The 18,220-nt window shown below is 43.5% G+C and carries 10 protein-coding genes; 9 read left to right on the forward strand and 1 reads right to left on the reverse strand.

All coding sequences use genetic code 11. The annotated features are described in order from the left end of the window. Nucleotides 1-137 precede the first annotated feature (137 nt). The 6 genes from ACO067_RS17950 to ACO067_RS17975 are packed head-to-tail and all read left to right on the forward strand — an operon-like array spanning nucleotide 138 to nucleotide 11,121. Nucleotides 138-2,261: a LamG-like jellyroll fold domain-containing protein gene (locus tag ACO067_RS17950; RefSeq protein WP_421876573.1), complete on the forward strand. Its 2,124-nt coding sequence runs from the start codon at nucleotides 138-140 to the stop codon at nucleotides 2,259-2,261. 12 nt (nucleotides 2,262-2,273) lie between these two features. Then, nucleotides 2,274-5,309 carry a SusC/RagA family TonB-linked outer membrane protein gene (locus ACO067_RS17955; RefSeq protein ID WP_421876575.1) on the forward strand — a complete coding sequence of 1,012 codons (3,036 nt, stop codon included), beginning with the start codon at nucleotides 2,274-2,276 and terminating at the stop codon, nucleotides 5,307-5,309. 12 nt (nucleotides 5,310-5,321) lie between these two features. After that, nucleotides 5,322-6,893 carry a RagB/SusD family nutrient uptake outer membrane protein gene (locus ACO067_RS17960; RefSeq protein WP_421876577.1) on the forward strand — a complete coding sequence of 524 codons (1,572 nt, stop codon included), beginning with the start codon at nucleotides 5,322-5,324 and terminating at the stop codon, nucleotides 6,891-6,893. Continuing rightward, nucleotides 6,893-8,122 (forward strand): SusE domain-containing protein, encoded by a 1,230-nt coding sequence (locus ACO067_RS17965; RefSeq protein WP_421876579.1) that lies wholly within the window; start codon nucleotides 6,893-6,895, stop codon nucleotides 8,120-8,122. Before ACO067_RS17960 ends, ACO067_RS17965 begins: the two co-directional genes overlap by 1 nt. 15 nt (nucleotides 8,123-8,137) lie before the next feature. Then, entirely contained in the window at nucleotides 8,138-9,322 is a 1,185-nt protein-coding gene (locus tag ACO067_RS17970; RefSeq protein WP_421876581.1) for a glycoside hydrolase family 76 protein, read from the forward strand. Between the two features lie 26 nt (nucleotides 9,323-9,348). Continuing rightward, nucleotides 9,349-11,121, forward strand: coding sequence for a class I mannose-6-phosphate isomerase (locus ACO067_RS17975; RefSeq protein WP_421876583.1), 1,773 nt, complete (start codon nucleotides 9,349-9,351; stop codon nucleotides 11,119-11,121). A 124-nt stretch (nucleotides 11,122-11,245) separates the two neighbouring features. Here the strand turns inward: ACO067_RS17975 and ACO067_RS17980 are convergent, their stop codons facing one another. Then, on the reverse strand, nucleotides 11,246-11,791 hold the full coding sequence (locus ACO067_RS17980; protein WP_421876585.1) for an RNA polymerase sigma-70 factor: 546 nt from the start codon (nucleotides 11,789-11,791) through the stop codon (nucleotides 11,246-11,248). Nucleotides 11,792-12,053: 262 nt separating this feature from the next. Between ACO067_RS17980 and ACO067_RS17985 the strand changes: the two genes are divergently transcribed. From ACO067_RS17985 to ACO067_RS17995, 3 genes are all read left to right on the forward strand, one after another. Then, nucleotides 12,054-13,088, forward strand: coding sequence for a FecR family protein (locus tag ACO067_RS17985; protein ID WP_421876588.1), 1,035 nt, complete (start codon nucleotides 12,054-12,056; stop codon nucleotides 13,086-13,088). 83 nt (nucleotides 13,089-13,171) lie between these two features. After that, entirely contained in the window at nucleotides 13,172-16,552 is a 3,381-nt protein-coding gene (locus ACO067_RS17990; protein WP_421876590.1) for a TonB-dependent receptor, read from the forward strand. A gap of 13 nt (nucleotides 16,553-16,565) precedes the next feature. Continuing rightward, the gene (locus ACO067_RS17995) at nucleotides 16,566-18,194 is read left to right on the forward strand and encodes a RagB/SusD family nutrient uptake outer membrane protein (RefSeq protein WP_421876593.1); all 1,629 of its coding nucleotides are present in this window, start codon (nucleotides 16,566-16,568) and stop codon (nucleotides 18,192-18,194) included. The last annotated feature ends 26 nt before the right edge of the window (nucleotides 18,195-18,220 follow it).

Raw genomic sequence — 18,220 nt, forward strand, 5'->3', positions numbered from 1 at the left:
ATTACAATGAGAGGTCTTGCTATGTAAAATATTTTTACTACATTTGATATGTCTGAACATATGGACTTATTAAGTTCATGTGAGATTTAAAAAATCGGTTCAGAGAAAATCATGGATCAATAAAAACCAAAACCCATATGAGACACACCTACTTAATTTTACTCTTTTGCACATTCACGCTTTCGGCCTTTGGCCAGAATGGGGCGATTCAATTGAATGCTGGAAACACCGACAGTTATGTGGATGCCGGTTATCACGCAGAGTTCATCACAGAGGGCAGCTATACCTACCAGGCATGGATTTATCTGGAAGCTGCCAACACCAATGGGTACATCATGGCTACTGAGGATGATCAAAAAGGATTTGCCTTTCGCATGTCCACCAATGATGCTGTGGAGTTTGTTCATGGCATTCCTGGATGGCACACGATCAATAGCGGAGACGTAACAGTGCCAGTAAAAACCTGGACACATGTGGCGGTCACTTATGATGGGACGGATCTTGTTCTATTAATCAATGGGGATTCGATTACTTCCAATCAACCATCCGAGCCTATTACAGCATCGAGTCAGAATTTGATCATTGGAGAAGGTGCTGCCTGGAAAGAAAGACGATTTACAGGCATTATTGACAATGTACAGATTTGGTCAGAAGCCCGCACTGAAGCGGAAATTGAATCGACTTTATTTTCAGAGCCTGACGGTACCGCATCTGGTTTGGTGGCCGCCTGGCTGTTTAACGAAAGTTCTGGAAGCACCACTACCAGTGTGGACGAAACCTACACAGCTACATTAGGAGCAGCAGCAACGCGAGTATCCTTAAAGAATGATTATTCCTTAGAGTTTGACAAGACCCAGGCGAGCCTGGTGGATTTTGGTGTGAGTGAATCATTTTCACCGGCAGCTCCTATGACTATTGAAGCCATGGTATGCCCATTTGAAAGTACCAATGGATACATCGCATCAAGCGAAAACGGAACAGATGGTCCAAACGGTGTCACTTTAAGAATGTCTGGAACTTACGGTGTTGAATTTCAATTTGGAGGTGGCGGTAATTGGAATAGCGCCATTTCAGGAGACAATGCCCTGGATTCTGGTAAGTGGTCACATGTGGTAGGTACTTACAGCGAGGATACCATGAGGTTGTATGTCAATGGAGCAGAAGTTGCCAAAGCCTATAACACTAACGCTATTGGCGTATCCACAACTGCATTTACTGTAGGCGAAGGCTCTGAATATAGAAACCGGGGCTTAAGTGGCAAAATTGACAATGTAAGGTTGTGGAGCACAGCTATAGATTCAGCTGACGTTTACCTGCTCAGCGATACAGTGATAGAAGAAACTTCCACTACGCTGATTGCAGCGTGGGCTTTTAATGAAGGTGAGGGTAACTCAACAACAGATGTAGCGCAGCAATACACTGGTACGTTGAGCAATGTTAGCTGGGTTCAGGACGGCTATTATGTTACACAATCAGCTATTGCCGAGAATCAGGCACCGCAAGCCAGTGCGACTGTCGATATGGAGGCAGGAGTCGTTGGACAAGCATTTACTTTTGATGCTTCCGGCTCCTCTGATCCAGATGGCGATGCATTGACCTATGCTTGGGATTTTGGTGACGGAACGAGCGAAGATGGTGAATCAGTCAGTCATACTTATGATACCGACGGTGAGTATGAAGTTGTATTGACGGTTTCAGATGGTGAAAGCAGTGCTACTGCTGAGTTGTCAGTCACTGTTGCACTTAATCAGAATCCTGTAGCCGCCTTTACATCTTCCTCCACTTCAGGATTTTTGATCTTGACGGTTGATTTTGATGCTTCCACCAGTTCAGATCCTGAGGGTCATGAACTATCGTATACTTGGGATTTTGGAGATGGTACTACCGGAACAGGAGCTCAGGTCACACATAGCTTTGAGCAAGCAGGAAATTTCGAAGTTGAACTGACAGTGACCGATAGCTATGGCGGATCAGCCACTGAGAGTACTATGGTAGAGGTTATGGAAGAGGAAGTCATCTTATCCTCTGATGCACAAAAAAGTGTTCAGATATATCCGAATCCAGCAAATGACTTTGTAAAAGTGGCAGGACTGGAAGGAGTTTTTACTTGTAGCATCACCGGAATGGACGGCAAGGTTTATCTCCGTCAGGTGGATACAAAGCAATCCACTCTAAACATCTCACATCTTCCTAAAGGGATGTACTTGATTAAAATCTTCAATGATGAGGTCAGTATTTCACGAAAAATCCTAAAAAACTAAAACTCAATACAGATGATGAAGAATTGTTTAAAATTATTGTCATTGTTTCTTCTGGTGATGGTGAGCAGCACACAGTTGTTTGCTCAAAACCGGGTGATTAAGGGAGCCGTGACCAGTGAAGATGGTCCGTTGATCGGCGCATCAGTAGTCGAAAAAGGTACTTCCAATGGTACAATCACAGATGTGGATGGGAATTTCCAACTCACACTGGCCAGTGAAAACAAGCCTCTTATAGTATCCTATGTGGGTTACCAAACAAAAGAGGTGAGCTTAACTAGCGGTCAAACTCAAATAGAAGTGACCCTTGAAGTGGATTATGCATCCCTTGAAGAGGTAGTGGTGGTAGGTTATGGTACAAAGAAGAAGGTCAACCTGACGGGCTCCGTCAGTCAGGTGGATGATAAGGCCATCAAGGGGAAGCCTGTAACCAATTCATACCAGGCATTACAGGGAGAGGCTCCAGGGCTGATTATTCAGCAAGGAACGTCAGAGCCCGGTTCAATGCCTCAGATCAACATCAGAGGATTGAGTACCATTAATGGCAATACACCATTGATCGTGGTAGATGGAGTCATCAGCTCGCTCAACAATGTCAACCCCAACAACATAGAGAGTGTAAGCGTATTGAAAGATGCCGCATCAGCAGCAATCTATGGATCCAGAGCTGCAAATGGGGTGATATTGGTCACCACCAAGTCTGGTGAAAAGGGAAAACCAAAATTCAGCTACAGTGCAATGACAGGAATTCAGCAGCCGACCAATTTCCCTAAACCGGCTGATTCCTGGGAATATGCCACACTCCGAAATGAGGCTTTGGTCAACTCGGGTTTATCTCCGGCTTTTACACCAGAACAGATTTTAGGATTTAAAGAAAATGGCCCGAACACATTTCATTACAGAGAGATTTTTAAGGATCAGGCATCGCAAAGTAGTCACAACCTTTCCATGAGCGGTTCAGGTAATGGACTCGATTACTTCTTGTCTCTGGGGTACCTGGATCAAAATAGTTTATTCAAAGGACCTGACTTTGGCTACAAGCGATACAATTTTCGAATCAATCTCGCTAAAGAAATAAATGATAAACTAAAAGTATCCGGTAGAATGTCCTTCGCCAGAAATGACATCAAGGATCACGCCTGGTGGACAGAGTGGTTGATAGAGCCAACCGTGAGAATACCGACCATCTACGATATAGTGGATGAGAATGGAGATTACACGCTGGTGAGTGGTAGCAATGGGAATAGTCTGGCCAGATTAGAGCAGGGTGGCTCACGTACCAGTCAAAACGATGAAGCGTTGGGAAATGTAAGTCTTGAATATAAACCTATAGACGGTTTGACCTTGCGAGGAGTACTAGGTGGAAATATCACAAGTAATCAAACCCACCAATTCCGTAAAGCCATTCAATATGCCTATCCAGGAGGTGGAGATAATCAAAACTCAGTATCAGATCAGTACAGCAGATCGCTTTATCTGAATCCGTATGTTACCGCCAATTACCAATTGGATTTATTTGATAACCATGAGTTTGAGGTATTGGTAGGAGCTTCGTCTGAAAGCTTCCAAACCCAGTTTTTTGGTGTAACAGGCCTAGATGTGCCTGGTAATGAGTTTGGGGTCATTGGAAATACTTCTGAGATCCTTCAGAGTGAAACGTATGGATCGGCAAATGACTGGGCTATTAACTCATTCTTTGGCCGAGTAGGGTACACCGTCGCTGACAAATACATGTTTGAAGCCAATCTGAGATATGATGGCTCATCCAGATTTTCTGAGGAGAACCGATGGGGAACTTTCCCTTCTTTTTCACTTGGTTGGGTGGCCAGCAATGAGTCTTTCTTTGAGCCGTTATCATCCGTAATATCTTTTGCCAAGGTTCGCGCCTCCTGGGGTAAGCTAGGCAACCAGGACATTAATGATCTCTATGGCTATCAAAGTCTCGTCAGCGCCTCTCCAAACATTTATGCGTTTGGCAATGTAGGCGTACCGGGCTCATTCTATTCCGTATCCAATGCTTCCAGAACGTGGGAGACGTCTACAATGAAAAATATTGGTTTGGATCTTTCATTCCTGAAGGATCAACTGAATCTGTCGGTGGATGTGTTTGACAATCTTACAGAAGATATCCTGTTGCAACTCCCGGTGCCTGATGTTTATGGTTTGGGTCAGCCATTCCAAAATGCAGGTTCGGTTAGAAACCGCGGATGGGAAGTTGCTCTTGATTATCGCATGAGCAGCGGAGCAGTAAATCATTCCTTCAATGTTAATGTCTCCGATAACCTGAATGAAGTCGTTGATCTGAAAGGTCGTGAATTCATCACTGGTGGTGACGTTCAGACCATACTCAGAGAAGGTTTTCCGATGTATTCCTACTATGCTTTACGGTCTGATGGCTTCTTCAATTCTGAGGCAGAAATCGAAGGAAGTGCCACACCTATTTTTGCCACCAGTGTAAAACCTGGCGATATCAAGTACATCGACCGCAATGGTGATGATGAAATCAACTATGAAGATGATCGCTTCATTGTCGGCAACCCGTTTCCAAGGTACAACTTTGGTTTTACTTACCGTGCAGAGTGGAAAGGACTTGATTTTAGCTTGTTTATTCAGGGAGTAGGCAAAAGATCACAGTGGGTCAGAGGTGAAATCGTTGAAGCTTTTCACAACAGCAACGAAGGACCTGTTTTCAAGCAGCATCTGGACAGATGGACACCTGTCAATACTGATGCATCGTATCCGAGATTGACGATAGGATCCGAATCAGTCAATAATGCAGCCCGCTCAGACTTTTGGATTTTTGATGCAAAGTACCTGCGTATAAAGAATGTTCAGATTGGCTATACCCTTCCAGAATCGTGGACTGGAAAAATCGGTATGTCCAATGCCCGGTTTTATGTCTCAGGTTTCAACCTGTTCACATTCAGTCCATTTGATATCGGATTGGATCCGGAAGTCAACGGAAGCTTTAGTGGCGGAGGAGCACCATACAGTGGTAGAGTATATCCGGTGAGCAGAATTGTATCAGCAGGATTAGACATTAACTTTTAAAATAAACAGATCATGAAACGAATATTAATATTTCTAGTGGTGATCGCAGCAATCAACGGCTGTGCCGATTTAGATCTGGTTCCTAAAGATGCTCAGAGTGAGCTTAATTATTGGCAGACCGAGGAGGATGCAAGGATTTTCCTAAACTCTATGTATGCCGATTTGATGAATGCAGACACCTATTTACTATTGAATGCACTAAGTGATGATGCATATACCAGAGCTCAGGAAGGATACAGAAACATAGCCAATGGAAACTATGATGCATCCAATGGAGTGGTTCGTGGTATTTGGTCTTCGCGATACGCCAGTATACGCCGGTCCAATATTTTTCTGAATAACATAGAAGCAGTCATTGATATTGAAGAAGAAACACGAGCCACTTACACGGCAGAAGCGCGGTTTATCCGGGCATGGCATTACTTCTATCTGATTGAGCTATTTGGCGATGTACCATTCATCACTGACGAGATCAGCATTGAAGAGTCTTTGGAGGTCACTCGTAACGATGAAGCATTGATACTGGATTTTATCTATGATGAACTAGATCTGGCTATAGCAGATTTACCATCTTCTGTTCCAGGAGATCAGAGTGGAAGAATTACTAGCGGAGCGGCTATAGCTTTTAAATCCCGTGTACACTTATACAACAGAGAATTTTCAGAAGCTGCGTCATTAGCCGGACAGCTGATGGGCGAATATGCTTTGTTTCCAGATTACGGAGGGCTGTTTAAAATGGCCAATGAAGATAACGAAGAGGTGATCTTAAGTCTGCAATATGTGCCGGTAGATCGAGAGCATGGGATCCAGTACTATCTCATTCCACCGAGTTTGGGTGGTTATGCTAACTTTTCTCCGCTTCAGGAGTTGGTAGATAGCTATCCAATGGCAAATGGCCTGGCGATTGATGATCCATCGTCGGGGTATGATGAGTCCAATCCTTATCAAAATAGAGATCCCCGACTTTCTGCTACCATCATTCACGATGAGTATACGCTGACTGATTTCAGTGGCAATCAGGTGACCATAGACACTTCACCAGGTGCAGAACCAAATGGGTTGAACTTTTCTTCCAACTCCACTCCGACTGGCTACTACGTGTCGAAATTCTATGATCAGCAGGCTAGAAACGTATCTAATTCAGGATTAAACCTTATTGCGATCCGATATGCCGAAGTGTTGTTGAATTACGCAGAAGCCAAAATTGAATCAGGGACCTTTACTTCAGCCGATTGGAACAATACCATTCGTTTGATTCGCGAAAGAGCTGGATTGACAGGGGCTGCAGCATTGAATTACCCTGGTAATGACCAGGAGACACTTCGAGCTATCGTTCGTAATGAGCGACGACTGGAATTAGCATTCGAGGCAGGACACCGATTTTTTGACATCAGGAGGTGGCAAATAGCTGATGAGGTGCTCAATGGATGGATGCATGGCATTCAGACGAACGCGTCTCCAGACGATGATGGTTATGAAAGAGTGGATTTGAGAACCTTCGATGCTGACAAGCATTATCTCTGGCCTATTCCTCAAAGTGAGCGAGATATCAACGATAAATTATCACAAAACCCAAATTGGTAATGAAAAAGCTTAGAAAATATTCCGTTTTGGCAATGGCACTCGCCTTGCTGTTTTTCTCCTGCAGTCAGGAGGAGTTTGAGCTACAAAGTGATATAGCACAAGTGGGTTCTTTAGAAGGACCTGTCAATGATACCAACATTCAGATAGACCCTGAAAATGGAGAAAGTGTAACCTTTAGTTGGACGCCAGCACAAGCTGCAGATGGCGGACTGGTGCTTTATACGGTACTGTTTGATGTGGAGGGTGGCTCCTTTGAAGAACCCATCTATTCCATTCCCTCAGACAACAAAGGTGGAGGAACCACGCTAACACTGAGTCAGGTGTTCTTGAATATCATTGCCGCAAAAGCAGATATAGAACAGTTAACAACGGGTAAGGTGAAGTGGACTGTCAAGGCCTCTAGCGGCTATCAGTCCAAGGTGTTTGACCAAAGTCTTGGGCTCTCACTCACAAGACCGGAGGGATTGGCGATTTTTCCAAAATATATGTACATCCATGGGTCAGCGACAGAGGGTCAAGAGTTGTCCAGCGCAGTTGCTTTCAAAGAGATCGTAAACGAATTGCCTACAGATAATTTTAACCCAGGCGTATTCGAATCAATTACCAAACTGTCTCCAGGTGAATTCTATATTGTGGATTCGAACAATCCTGATTCTACGATTAATAGATACTATCTGAACAATGAAGGTAAGATTAGAAGTGGTGATCAGGCTACTAACTTCACCGGTGAAGAAGGGGTTTACAGAGTACGCATGAACCTATCAGCAGCTACCATCTCTTATGAAAAAATATCGGATCTGCAGCTATACATCTTTGCAAGTCAAGTGACTAAAGCGGAGTTGACTTATGTGGGCAATCACACCTTCGAATCTACTAGTGGCTATTTTGAGTTTCTTAATCCGGGAGACCCTGAAGCTCCAGATTGGTTAGGTTGGGAAGAAGAGCGGTATCGCTTCAGGTTCATGGTAGATGGCAATCAATCTTATATTGGCAGCTTTCACAATGAAGCCATGAATGCTTCACTTGTAGACGGGCAGAGTGCTTACAACGTTCGCCCCAATGGCGAGGAGCCAGCGAGTTATTACAATACTTACTTTCTTGGGGCTGACGCAGGTTACTGGCAGGGAGCTTGGAAGTTTGCTGATGATTATAACGGTGCCGACTTTACTGTCAGGGTAGTGTTTGATCCTAAAGCGGATCACTATTACCATGAATTCGAATTGAATTAGGATCACAAAATTTATATGAAATACACGGTTTTGAATCTTCTATTTATTTCAATTATCAGCTTAATTTCCTGCCAGGAACCTGTGGATGATCAGCTCATTGATCCATCGGAGCAAGACACTACGCGGGAGGAAGTATCCTATAAGGAGAAAGCTAAAGCAGTCTATGATTTTATTCAGAATAACTATAGAGCGGGTGACTTGTATAGAGAGAATTATCCTGTTCAGAGTGGAGATAACAAATACTGTTATCTCTGGCCCTACGTAGGAATGCTGACTGCCGGAAATGTGCTTCATGAACTGGGTTATGATAAATCGATCCATGATAGGGAGTTTAACGGGCTGGAATTGTTTTATGACGCACGAGAAGAACTTCCAGGGTATCAGGCATATCCTATTATAGAAGTTAAATCTGATCACTATTATGATGACAATTGTATTGTGGCAATGGAACTGATAGATGCTTACCGGTTGCTGGGAGAACAAAAGTTCCTGGACCGGGCGGTGGTGATTACGGAGTTTATCATGTCCGGAGAAGATTCGAGAATGGGAGGGGGACTCTATTGGCTCGAAGCGGTCGCTGAAGATTGTACCTCTGGTCCCAACTGTATAAAAGCTGCCAACACCACGGCGTATGCAGCGTTTGTGACCAGCGAACTATACAAGGAGACTGGAGAAGATCGGTACCTCGACTTTGCCAAAAGGACATATGAGTGGAATTACAACACCTTGCGAGATCCATCGGACGACTTGTATTGGAATGATGTTAATATAGGTACCAATCAAATCAATCCAGTAAAGTGGACATACAATGCCGCTATGATGATCATGTCTGGGGTGAATTTATATGAGATTACTGGCGAACAATCCTACCTGGATGAGTCAATTACCACTGCCAGGTCATCTTTTTCTAAGTTCACTGCAGTACGGGAGGATCAGCTTTTCTTTCCAGCGAATGATCCCTGGTTCAACACCGAACTGATGACCTCCTATATCAAGTTGTCAGCTCATGATGAGAAGTCAGAGGAATACATTGAGGTGTTTATCAAGAACGCTGATTACGCATGGGAAAATGCGCGCACCGAGGAGGGGCATTTTTATGAGGATTGGTCAGGAAACAACCAGGGGAGATACTACTGGCTTTTGCACCAGGCATGCATGATCGAAGTGTTTGGTAGAGCCGCAATATTTAGAGGAGAATAAAAACAAGAGCAAAAAAGCAAAAGCAAATGTCTGTAACACAGCGCGAGGAAATTAGAAAAACACAACAATACGAGTTACCGGTAAAGAAGGAGGATACACCTTCTTCATACGACATTTACCCAACTCATGAAATTGATGCAGGATTGATAGCAGAAGGCTATGAATCGCTAGCTGAGGAGTTAGCAGATCATTCTTGTATCATGATTGATGGCTATGTAGGAATAGTATTTGAAGACATCAGACAGCAGCTTGATGGTGCTTTTGAAAGTTTGGGCATTCGTCCCAAATGGGTAGATGTGAAGGATGCAATGCTTTCGGAGGAGGAAATCAATGCACAAATCGAGCCTTTTCTAGGTGGCGATGATCCTGTTTTTGGGAAGTTGACCAATCTGGAGTTGGCTGATTTCTTCAGCCAGGAACAATTAAGTGCTCTGGCATCTGAAAACACAGTGGAGCCGGTGATATTTTATGGAGTGGGAGCTTCTCTAGTCCCCATGAATGGACTGACTGTTTACTTTGAAATCAGTAAGAATGAAATTCAGTTCAGATCTCGGGCGGGAGCAGTGCTCAATTTAGGAGCTTCTAAACCGGCTAACCCGAAGGTGATGTACAAGCGGTTTTATTTCGTGGACTGGGTTGTACTCAACAAGCACAAACAGAAGATCAAAAATGAAGTTGACCTTTTGGTAGATGGGCAGCGCTCTGAGACTATAACATGGATTAAAGGAAATGATTGGAGGCAAACACTATCAAAGATTTTAGAGCAACCTATTCGGGTTAGACCATGGTTTGAGCCTGGTGCCTGGGGAGGTACCTGGATTAAGGATAAGATAGACGGTCTTGAAAAGGATGTGGTGAATTACGCCTGGTCTTTCGAACTGATTGTTCCTGAGAATGGGGTGATCATAGAGAGCTCAGGTTTAATGCTGGAGTATTCGTTTGATTTTCTGATGTTCATGGCTGGCCAAAAGATGCTTGGCTCCGATTATGACCAGTATGGTTTCGAGTTCCCTATCCGATTTGATTTTCTGGACACCTTTGATGGAGGCAATCTTTCCATTCAGTGCCATCCACAGCTGGATTACATGAAGGAGCATTTTGGCGAGAATATTACACAGGAGGAGACGTACTATATCCTTGACTGTCAAAAAGATGCTAAGGTTTACCTGGGCTTCCAGGAAGGGATTACACCGGAGGCATTCCAAGAGGCTTTAGTAACTAGTAAGGAGAAAAAAGAGGAGATCGAAATAGGCAACTACGTGCAGGTTTTTGATGCCGAGAAACATGGCCTGTACCTAATTCCTCCAGGAACGATTCATGGCTCTGGTACTGACAATCTGGTACTGGAGATCAGTTCTACACCGTACATCTACACCTTCAAAATGTATGATTGGCTTAGGCTTGACCTGGATGGTAATCCACGACCCTTGAATATCGAAAGAGGAATGGAGAATCTTGTGTTTGAACGATCCGGTGCCAGGGTAGCAGACGAACTGATCGCTAAACCTTATCTGCTGGAGGAAACAGAAAACTGGCAATGCTACCATTTACCTACTCATGAGAAGCATTTGTATGATGTCTACAGGTATGTGATTCAATCGGAAGTGACTCTCCAGACCAAGGACAAAGTGCACGTATTGAGCCTGGTAGAAGGGGAAGAAATACGCGTTACTACTAAGCACGGTTCCAAAATATTCAAGTACGCTGAGACATTTGTTATACCTGCCGCTACCGATGAATATGTAATTGAGAACTTATCTCAAAAACCCGCTATGGTTGTGAAGGCATTTATCAAATAAGCTAATATGAAACTAAGGCAGGCTTTCCATTCAATTGGAAGGTCAATTCCGGTCCCGGGGGGGCCGGATTTTTTTTTAAATCTGGAAACTAAGGTATTACCCCTTTCTTCTGAGAAATTGCTAATCAACCTAAAATGGCAAGCATGATACCAGCCAGACCAATGATTTCAGCCTGTTTGAACACTGTTCTGAACTCCTGCAACGCTAGTGTCAGATGAGCCTCTACAGTTTTCACTGTAATGCCCATTTGCTCGGCAATTTCTTTGTTGGATAGCCCTTTGTAGCGCGACATCTCAAAAACGAGCTTTCTCTTTTCAGGCAAGCTTCTAAGTGTCTTGGCGATGAGTTCTTCCAGCTCATTGTAAGCTACCGTTTCCTGGGTGTTGTATGAAGGTTGCAAGATGTGCAATTGATAGTCCTCAGCAGCCTTCCTTTTGATGCGATTTTTAAACTCGTCAAAAAGGGTATTGCGAGCGATGGTGTAGAGATAAGACTGAACGTTTTTGTTGGGATCAATTCCATCTCTGGAGTTCCAGAATTTAAGGAAAACTTCCTGGACAATTTCTTCAGAATCTTCCGTGCTTAGACCATTTTTAATACAGAAAAAGTACACTTTTTTGTGATACATGTCAAATAACTGATCAAAACCTTTTTGATCATTATTTATCATCTTTTGTATCGCTTTTTTTATGGTCATTTTTTGTAAATCCTTATGACTAATCTAGAGAAACCATCAAACAAATGATCGAATAGTCATTAAGAGTGTTGATGGTTTTCTACAAATCAAATTGTAAAAACAACAATTTTGAGTGGGTTATTTTTGAAAAATTAACAGTATTACCGATAAAATGTTGAATTAATTGAAAATCTCATATCCGTATATAGGGTAGGCATGCCCGCCGTAAGTATATGTATGTAAAAAGGAAGAAAATTTGAACACTGAATTAATACATAAGTTTTTTGCCGGAGAGTGTACCCCCAAAGAGGCACATGAGCTGTTGGTTTGGTTCAATACACCAGAAGGTGAAAAGGAGTTCAAGGAGCACTTTGAATCGTTTCAGCTTGATGCTTTTTCTTCCCAAAATGAAGAAGTACATAGCGATAGAATGCTTGTCCAAATTCATGACCGAATTAAAGAGCAGCATCTGGTGAAAGGTATTGTAGAGGAGGAAGAAACACCACAAGTTCATCTGACTTCCAGTTCTTCCTCAGGTTTCCCAATTACAAGAATCGCAGCGGTCATCACTTTGCTTATTGCGTTTTCTTCCATTGCTTACTTTTTGATCAGGAGTGATGTGACAGTAGTTACGGAATCACAGAATACAGCCATGTTGACCAAAAAGGCCGAACCCGGTCAGAAGCTAAGTATTCACCTCAGTGACGGATCGGTGGCTGTACTTAATTCAAATAGTTCAATTACTTACCCGAAAGAATTTGCAGGGGACATTCGACACATCCAGATGGAAGGAGAGGTATTCTTTGATGTAGCGCAAAATAAGGATAAACCATTTGTAGTCAGTACCTCGAAGCTCAATACCACTGCACTGGGTACTTCTTTCAATATCAATGCGAGAAGCGATACCCATCAGCAGGTCAGTTTGCTTACCGGTAAGGTAAAGGTGGAGATGATACAAGGCAGTACTACAAATTTTCTAGTGCCCGGAGAGGAAATCAGGTTTGAAAACGAAAAAATGGCGAAAACCAGTTTCGATACCAGGACAAAAACGCTCTGGAAAGATGGAATCATTTATTTCGATAACCAACCATTGGATGAGTGTTTCAAAACGCTTGAGCTCTGGTACGGTGTAACTCTATCAATCGAGGGCAAAGAACTTAGTGAAGGTAAGATGGTTTCCGGCCGATTTGATAATGACAATTTGAGAAACGTTTTAAATAGTATAAGCTATGCACACAATTTCGACTATAAGGTCAGCGAAGAGCGGGTTCACATAACGTTTACCCGATAAGAAAAAAGGCTCCCCCGATATGCGCCAACAGATCACAGAGAGCCTCTAATTCAATTTAGGTTTAACTAAATCCAATCAAATCTATGAAAAATAAACATTACTACTATTTGGTGATGCTTGGAAAGTACGCAATTTATACCTACGTCATATGTGCTTTTTTATTCACTGTAGCCATGGCTGGAACCAGCAATGCACAGGGAATAATCAGTGTGAAAAAGGCGACTATTTCCATTGATGTCACGGATGAGCACCTGACGGAGGTTTTCAAGCAGATAGAAGAGAAAACGAACTATGTCTTCATCTATGATCTTCAGCAATTGAAGAATTATGATCCGGTAACTGTGAAATCGAAAAAGAGCACAGTAGAACAGGTACTTCTGGATATATCTAAACAAACCAATATCGGTTTCCGGCAAGTAAATGATCGCATTAGTGTCAAAGTCAATGCAAACGGTCGGGATGATAAGAGCATCGAGGTGACCATCGAGCAAGATCGCGTGACTGGTCAGGTTCTGGATGAAAATGGTGAGCCACTTCCAGGAGCTACGGTTATGGAAAAAGGAACTACCAATGGAACCATCACTGATGTAGACGGAAATTTTACTCTAAATGTGACCAGCGGTTCCACACTGCTAGTCTCGTTCGTCGGGTATAAATCCAAGGAAGTAATCGTCAATGGACAAACGTCCATCAATGTAACCCTAGAGCTCGATTATGCCTCCTTAGATGAAGTGGTCGTCATGGGTTATGGAATTCAGCGCAAATCGAGTGTGGTTGGTTCTGTAGATCAGGTTACTGCTGATAAACTAGAGGGTCGGCCAAACGCCAACATGACTCAGGCGCTGCAGGGGGTATCTCCAAACCTTATCGTACAGCAGCCTAATCAGGAGCCAGGAGCTCAGATGAATATCAATATTCGTGGGATTAGCACATTGGGTAACAACAGTCCACTGATCGTAATCGACGGAATAGTAGGAGGAGACCTTAACCTGATCAATCCTTCAGATATCGAGAGTATTTCTGTGCTGAAAGATGCTGGTAGTGCGGCTATTTATGGTTCAAGAGCTAACAATGGCGTTATTTTGGTTACCACTAAAAAAGGTAAGAAAGGTGAAGCTATGAGCTTGACTTACAATGGACTGGCAGGGGTAAACACTCCTCATTTTTTCATGAAACCAGTTAGTGGTTATCAAAATGCTATCTTAAGAAACGAGTCCGCATACAATGCTGGCAAGAGCTCGGCGGTTTATACACCAGAGCAAATTCAAGGCTTTTATGAAAATGGAGACGAAGAGTGGTTTTCAGAAGAAATCGTCAAGCCAGCGTGGCAGCAAAACCATAACCTAAGCTTAACGGGAGGTAATGAGCAATCAACTTACTTCCTGTCATTAGGATATGTGGATCAGCGTAGCAACTTTGTTGGTCCTGACAAGGGACTCAAGAGATACAACTACCGATTGAACATGACCAATGAATTTGGTCGATTGAAGTTGACTTCCATGTTAAACTATGTCCGAAGAGAAATAACGGATCATTCCAGCAACACCAGTACCCTTATGGTAGATGCCAACAGGGTGCCTTTGATCTATAAGCAGAAAGACTCACTTGGACGGTACCTCACCAACGATGTACTGCAGCAGTTCAACTCGCTGGGAATTTTAGAGCAGGGTGGATTTAGAAGATACGACGATGACAATGTCTTTGGTAACCTTCAGGCAGAGTTGAGTATTACAGATGATTTCAAAATTCGAGGAGTTTTTGGCGGTGCCTTGTATTCCAACCATCAGTTTGGAAGAACACTTCAGGTAGATTTCTATCCAAAGGGAATCTATGGAGGCAATCGAAATACCTATGACGAGAGTCGGAAAAGCATCGATCTGAATACGCAGTTGATTGCTGAATATGGCAAAACTTTTGCGGAGCGTCATTCAGTGAATGTACTTGTCGGAGCTTCCAATGAAAACCATTCAGATAGAGGAACAGGTATTTATAAGACCCTTACCGATCCAGATTTAGGAACACCGATTACCGAAACGGTGGTAAGCCCGGATTCCTATACGTCCAATCAGAGTTCATCCGAAAACAGCTTAAACTCCTTGTTTGGTAGAGCGTCTTACTCGTTTGAAGACAAGTATTTCGCTGAGTTCAGCTTCAGGTATGACGGATCTTCCAAGTTTCAGGAAGGCAATCGTTGGGGATTTTTTCCGTCGGCTTCAGTGGGGTACCGTTTGACTCAGGAGTCATTCATGAGTGGTTATGAGTCTCGGGTAGGTGGAATCAAGGTGAGAGCGTCATATGGGGTGCTCGGTAACCAAAACGTTGGTAACTACCAGTATCAAACGACCTTCTTTACCTTTCCGAATGCTTATGGCTTTAACAACTCTGCCGTTGGAGGAACAGGGTACAATTTTGCGAATCCAAACCTAAAATGGGAACGTGCTGCTACCTTCAATGTAGGAGCTGATATGGATTTTCTAAATGGAGATCTGACCTTATCACTCGATTACTACAACAAATTAACATCGGACATTTTGGTTGCGCCTGCTGTGCCCGGAGTATTTGGTACCAGTCTGCCTGACTTCAACGCCGGTGAAGTGGCGAATCGAGGATGGGAAGTGTTGGTAGGATATGTGAAAAGAACCAACATGTTTACACACCAGTTCTCATTCAACCTGGCAGATTCTCAAAATGAAGTAGTGGATTTTCAGGGTAACGAACGTTTACAAGGACGTGAAGAACTTCAAATCTTATTGCGCGAAGGATTTCCTTACAATTCTTACGTCGGACTGAAGCGAGACGGATACTTCCAAAACCTGGAAGACGTGCAGAACAGTGCCAAGCCAGAGGGACTTACAAACTTGTTTCCTGGTGATAATAAGTATGTGGACCTGAATGATGACGGTGTGATCAATGACGATGACAAAGTGGTCTTTGGTAATCCATTTCCACGTTTGACTTATGGATTGACCTACAATGTACAATTCAAAGGCTTTGATCTGAACTTGTTCATCCAGGGTGTGGGTAAACGTACCATGATGCTGAGGGGTGAACTGGTAGAGCCTTATCACTTCAACTACGGTATGACTATGTACGAGCATCAGCTCGATTACTGGACACCAACCAACCCAGATGCTGCATATCCACGACTTGCCGATAATGGGAGCCAATCGAACACGAACAATTTCCGTAGAGGCTCAGACCTATACCTGTTTGATGCTGCTTATCTGAGAGTGAAAAACATTCAGCTGGGATACACTATTCCTACCAGTCTTTCTCAAAAAGTTGGGGCGAAGAAGGTCAGAGCATACGTTTCAGGTCAGAACTTATTCACGTTATCGAAGATCGATTTTGTGGATCCTGAGCTCTCAGAATTTGACAGCAACCTGAACAGTGGTGGAGCCAACAGTGGCCGGGCATATCCTACGATGATCTACTACGGATTTGGTTTAGATGTAACGCTTTAAAATAAGAGAACTAATGAAAAGAATATATACAATCGGATTAACAGTGCTCTTGACCATTGCTTTCACAGGATGTAAAGAGCTTGATCTAGCTCCGGAAAATACTTTTACGGATTTGACTTACTGGACTTCACAGTCCAAAGCACGAAGTGTACTGAACACGGCGTATTCGCAGATGATGTCGTCTGGGTATTTCTTCTACAACGAGGCCTTGTCAGACAATGCCTACAACGGACGAGGAGATAATCAGGGTGCCGCTTCTTTAGCTGCTGGTACTTACGATCCTTCTCTTGCGCGATTAAATCAGGAGTGGAACTTTCACTATACAGGAATTAAAACCTGTAATATCCTGTTGGCAAACATTGATCGGGTGCCGGATATCGATGAGGAAACGCTCAATGTGATGAAGGCGGAAGCAAGATTTCTGCGAGCATACCAGCATTTTCAGTTGATGACCTGGTGGGGTGATGTGCCTTTGCTAGATGAGGATATCGATATAGAAACGGCTTTGTCCATTGACCGAACACCAAAAGCTCAGGTACTTGACTTTATCTTGACTGAGTTGGATGCGGTAATCGATGTACTACCTACTAACACTGAGTATTCTGAAGAGGAGTTTGGAAGAATTACTAGTGGTGCAGCCGTGGCACTTAAAGCACGTGTGTTGCTTTATGAAGGTGACTGGGAAGGTGTGGTTGCAGAGTGTGAACGCCTGATCAATGGGACCGAGTTTGGTACCTATGCCCTACATCCTTCGTATGAACAGCTATTTCTGCCAGCGTATCAGTTAAACAATGAAGTGATTCTAAGCTTGCAGTATGTTCCTCAGTTTAGAACCTGGGCCGAGTTCTTTGACTTTGCTCCATTGTCAGCAGGTGCTCGACTAAACGCCATGGCACCAACTCAGGAGCTGGTAGATTCTTATCGAATGATCAATGGAAGCATGATTGATGAAGCTGGATCTGCATACGATGAAAGTGACCCTTACACCAATCGTGACCCACGGCTGACACATACCGTAGTTTATCATGGTTATGAATGGGTAGGCGTTGACGGAGAGACAAGTACCATTTACATTGAGCCAGGAACAGCTCCCGAAGGTCAGGACCTGGATGTGTATGTGTCTGGTTCTTCTTCTACCACTACGGGTTACTATTGGAGAAAGTATTTCGATCCAAACCACATGGACGGTTTTGCGTCAGGACTGAACCTGATTCTTTTTAGGTATGCGGATGTTTTATTGATGTACGCAGAGGCTAAAAATGAACAGGCCAAATTGAGTTCTGCGGATTGGGATTTGACCATCCGACCAATCAGAGCAAGAGCTGGATTCACTGATGCTGCTGCACTGGACTACAATGCCGCCTGGACTCAGGACGAACTTAGAGAAGTGATCCGAAACGAGCGAAGAGTAGAGCTAGCCATGGAAGGCCTCAGAATCTTCGATATCCGCAGGTGGAGAATTGCAGAAGAGGTGCTCAACGGATGGGCGCATGGTGCGCAATTCGGTCCTTCAGAAATAGATAATGGTTATATAAGAGTCAATGAAAGGACATTTGATCCTTCCAAGCACTATCTATGGCCAGTTCCTAGAGATGAACGAAACCTCAATCCAAATCTAGGCCAGAATCCAAATTGGAATTAAACATCCCATTTCTAACGACAAAATTG

It is taken from the genome of Marinoscillum sp. (assembly GCF_965229915.1).
Lineage (GTDB): Bacteria > Bacteroidota > Bacteroidia > Cytophagales > Cyclobacteriaceae > Marinoscillum.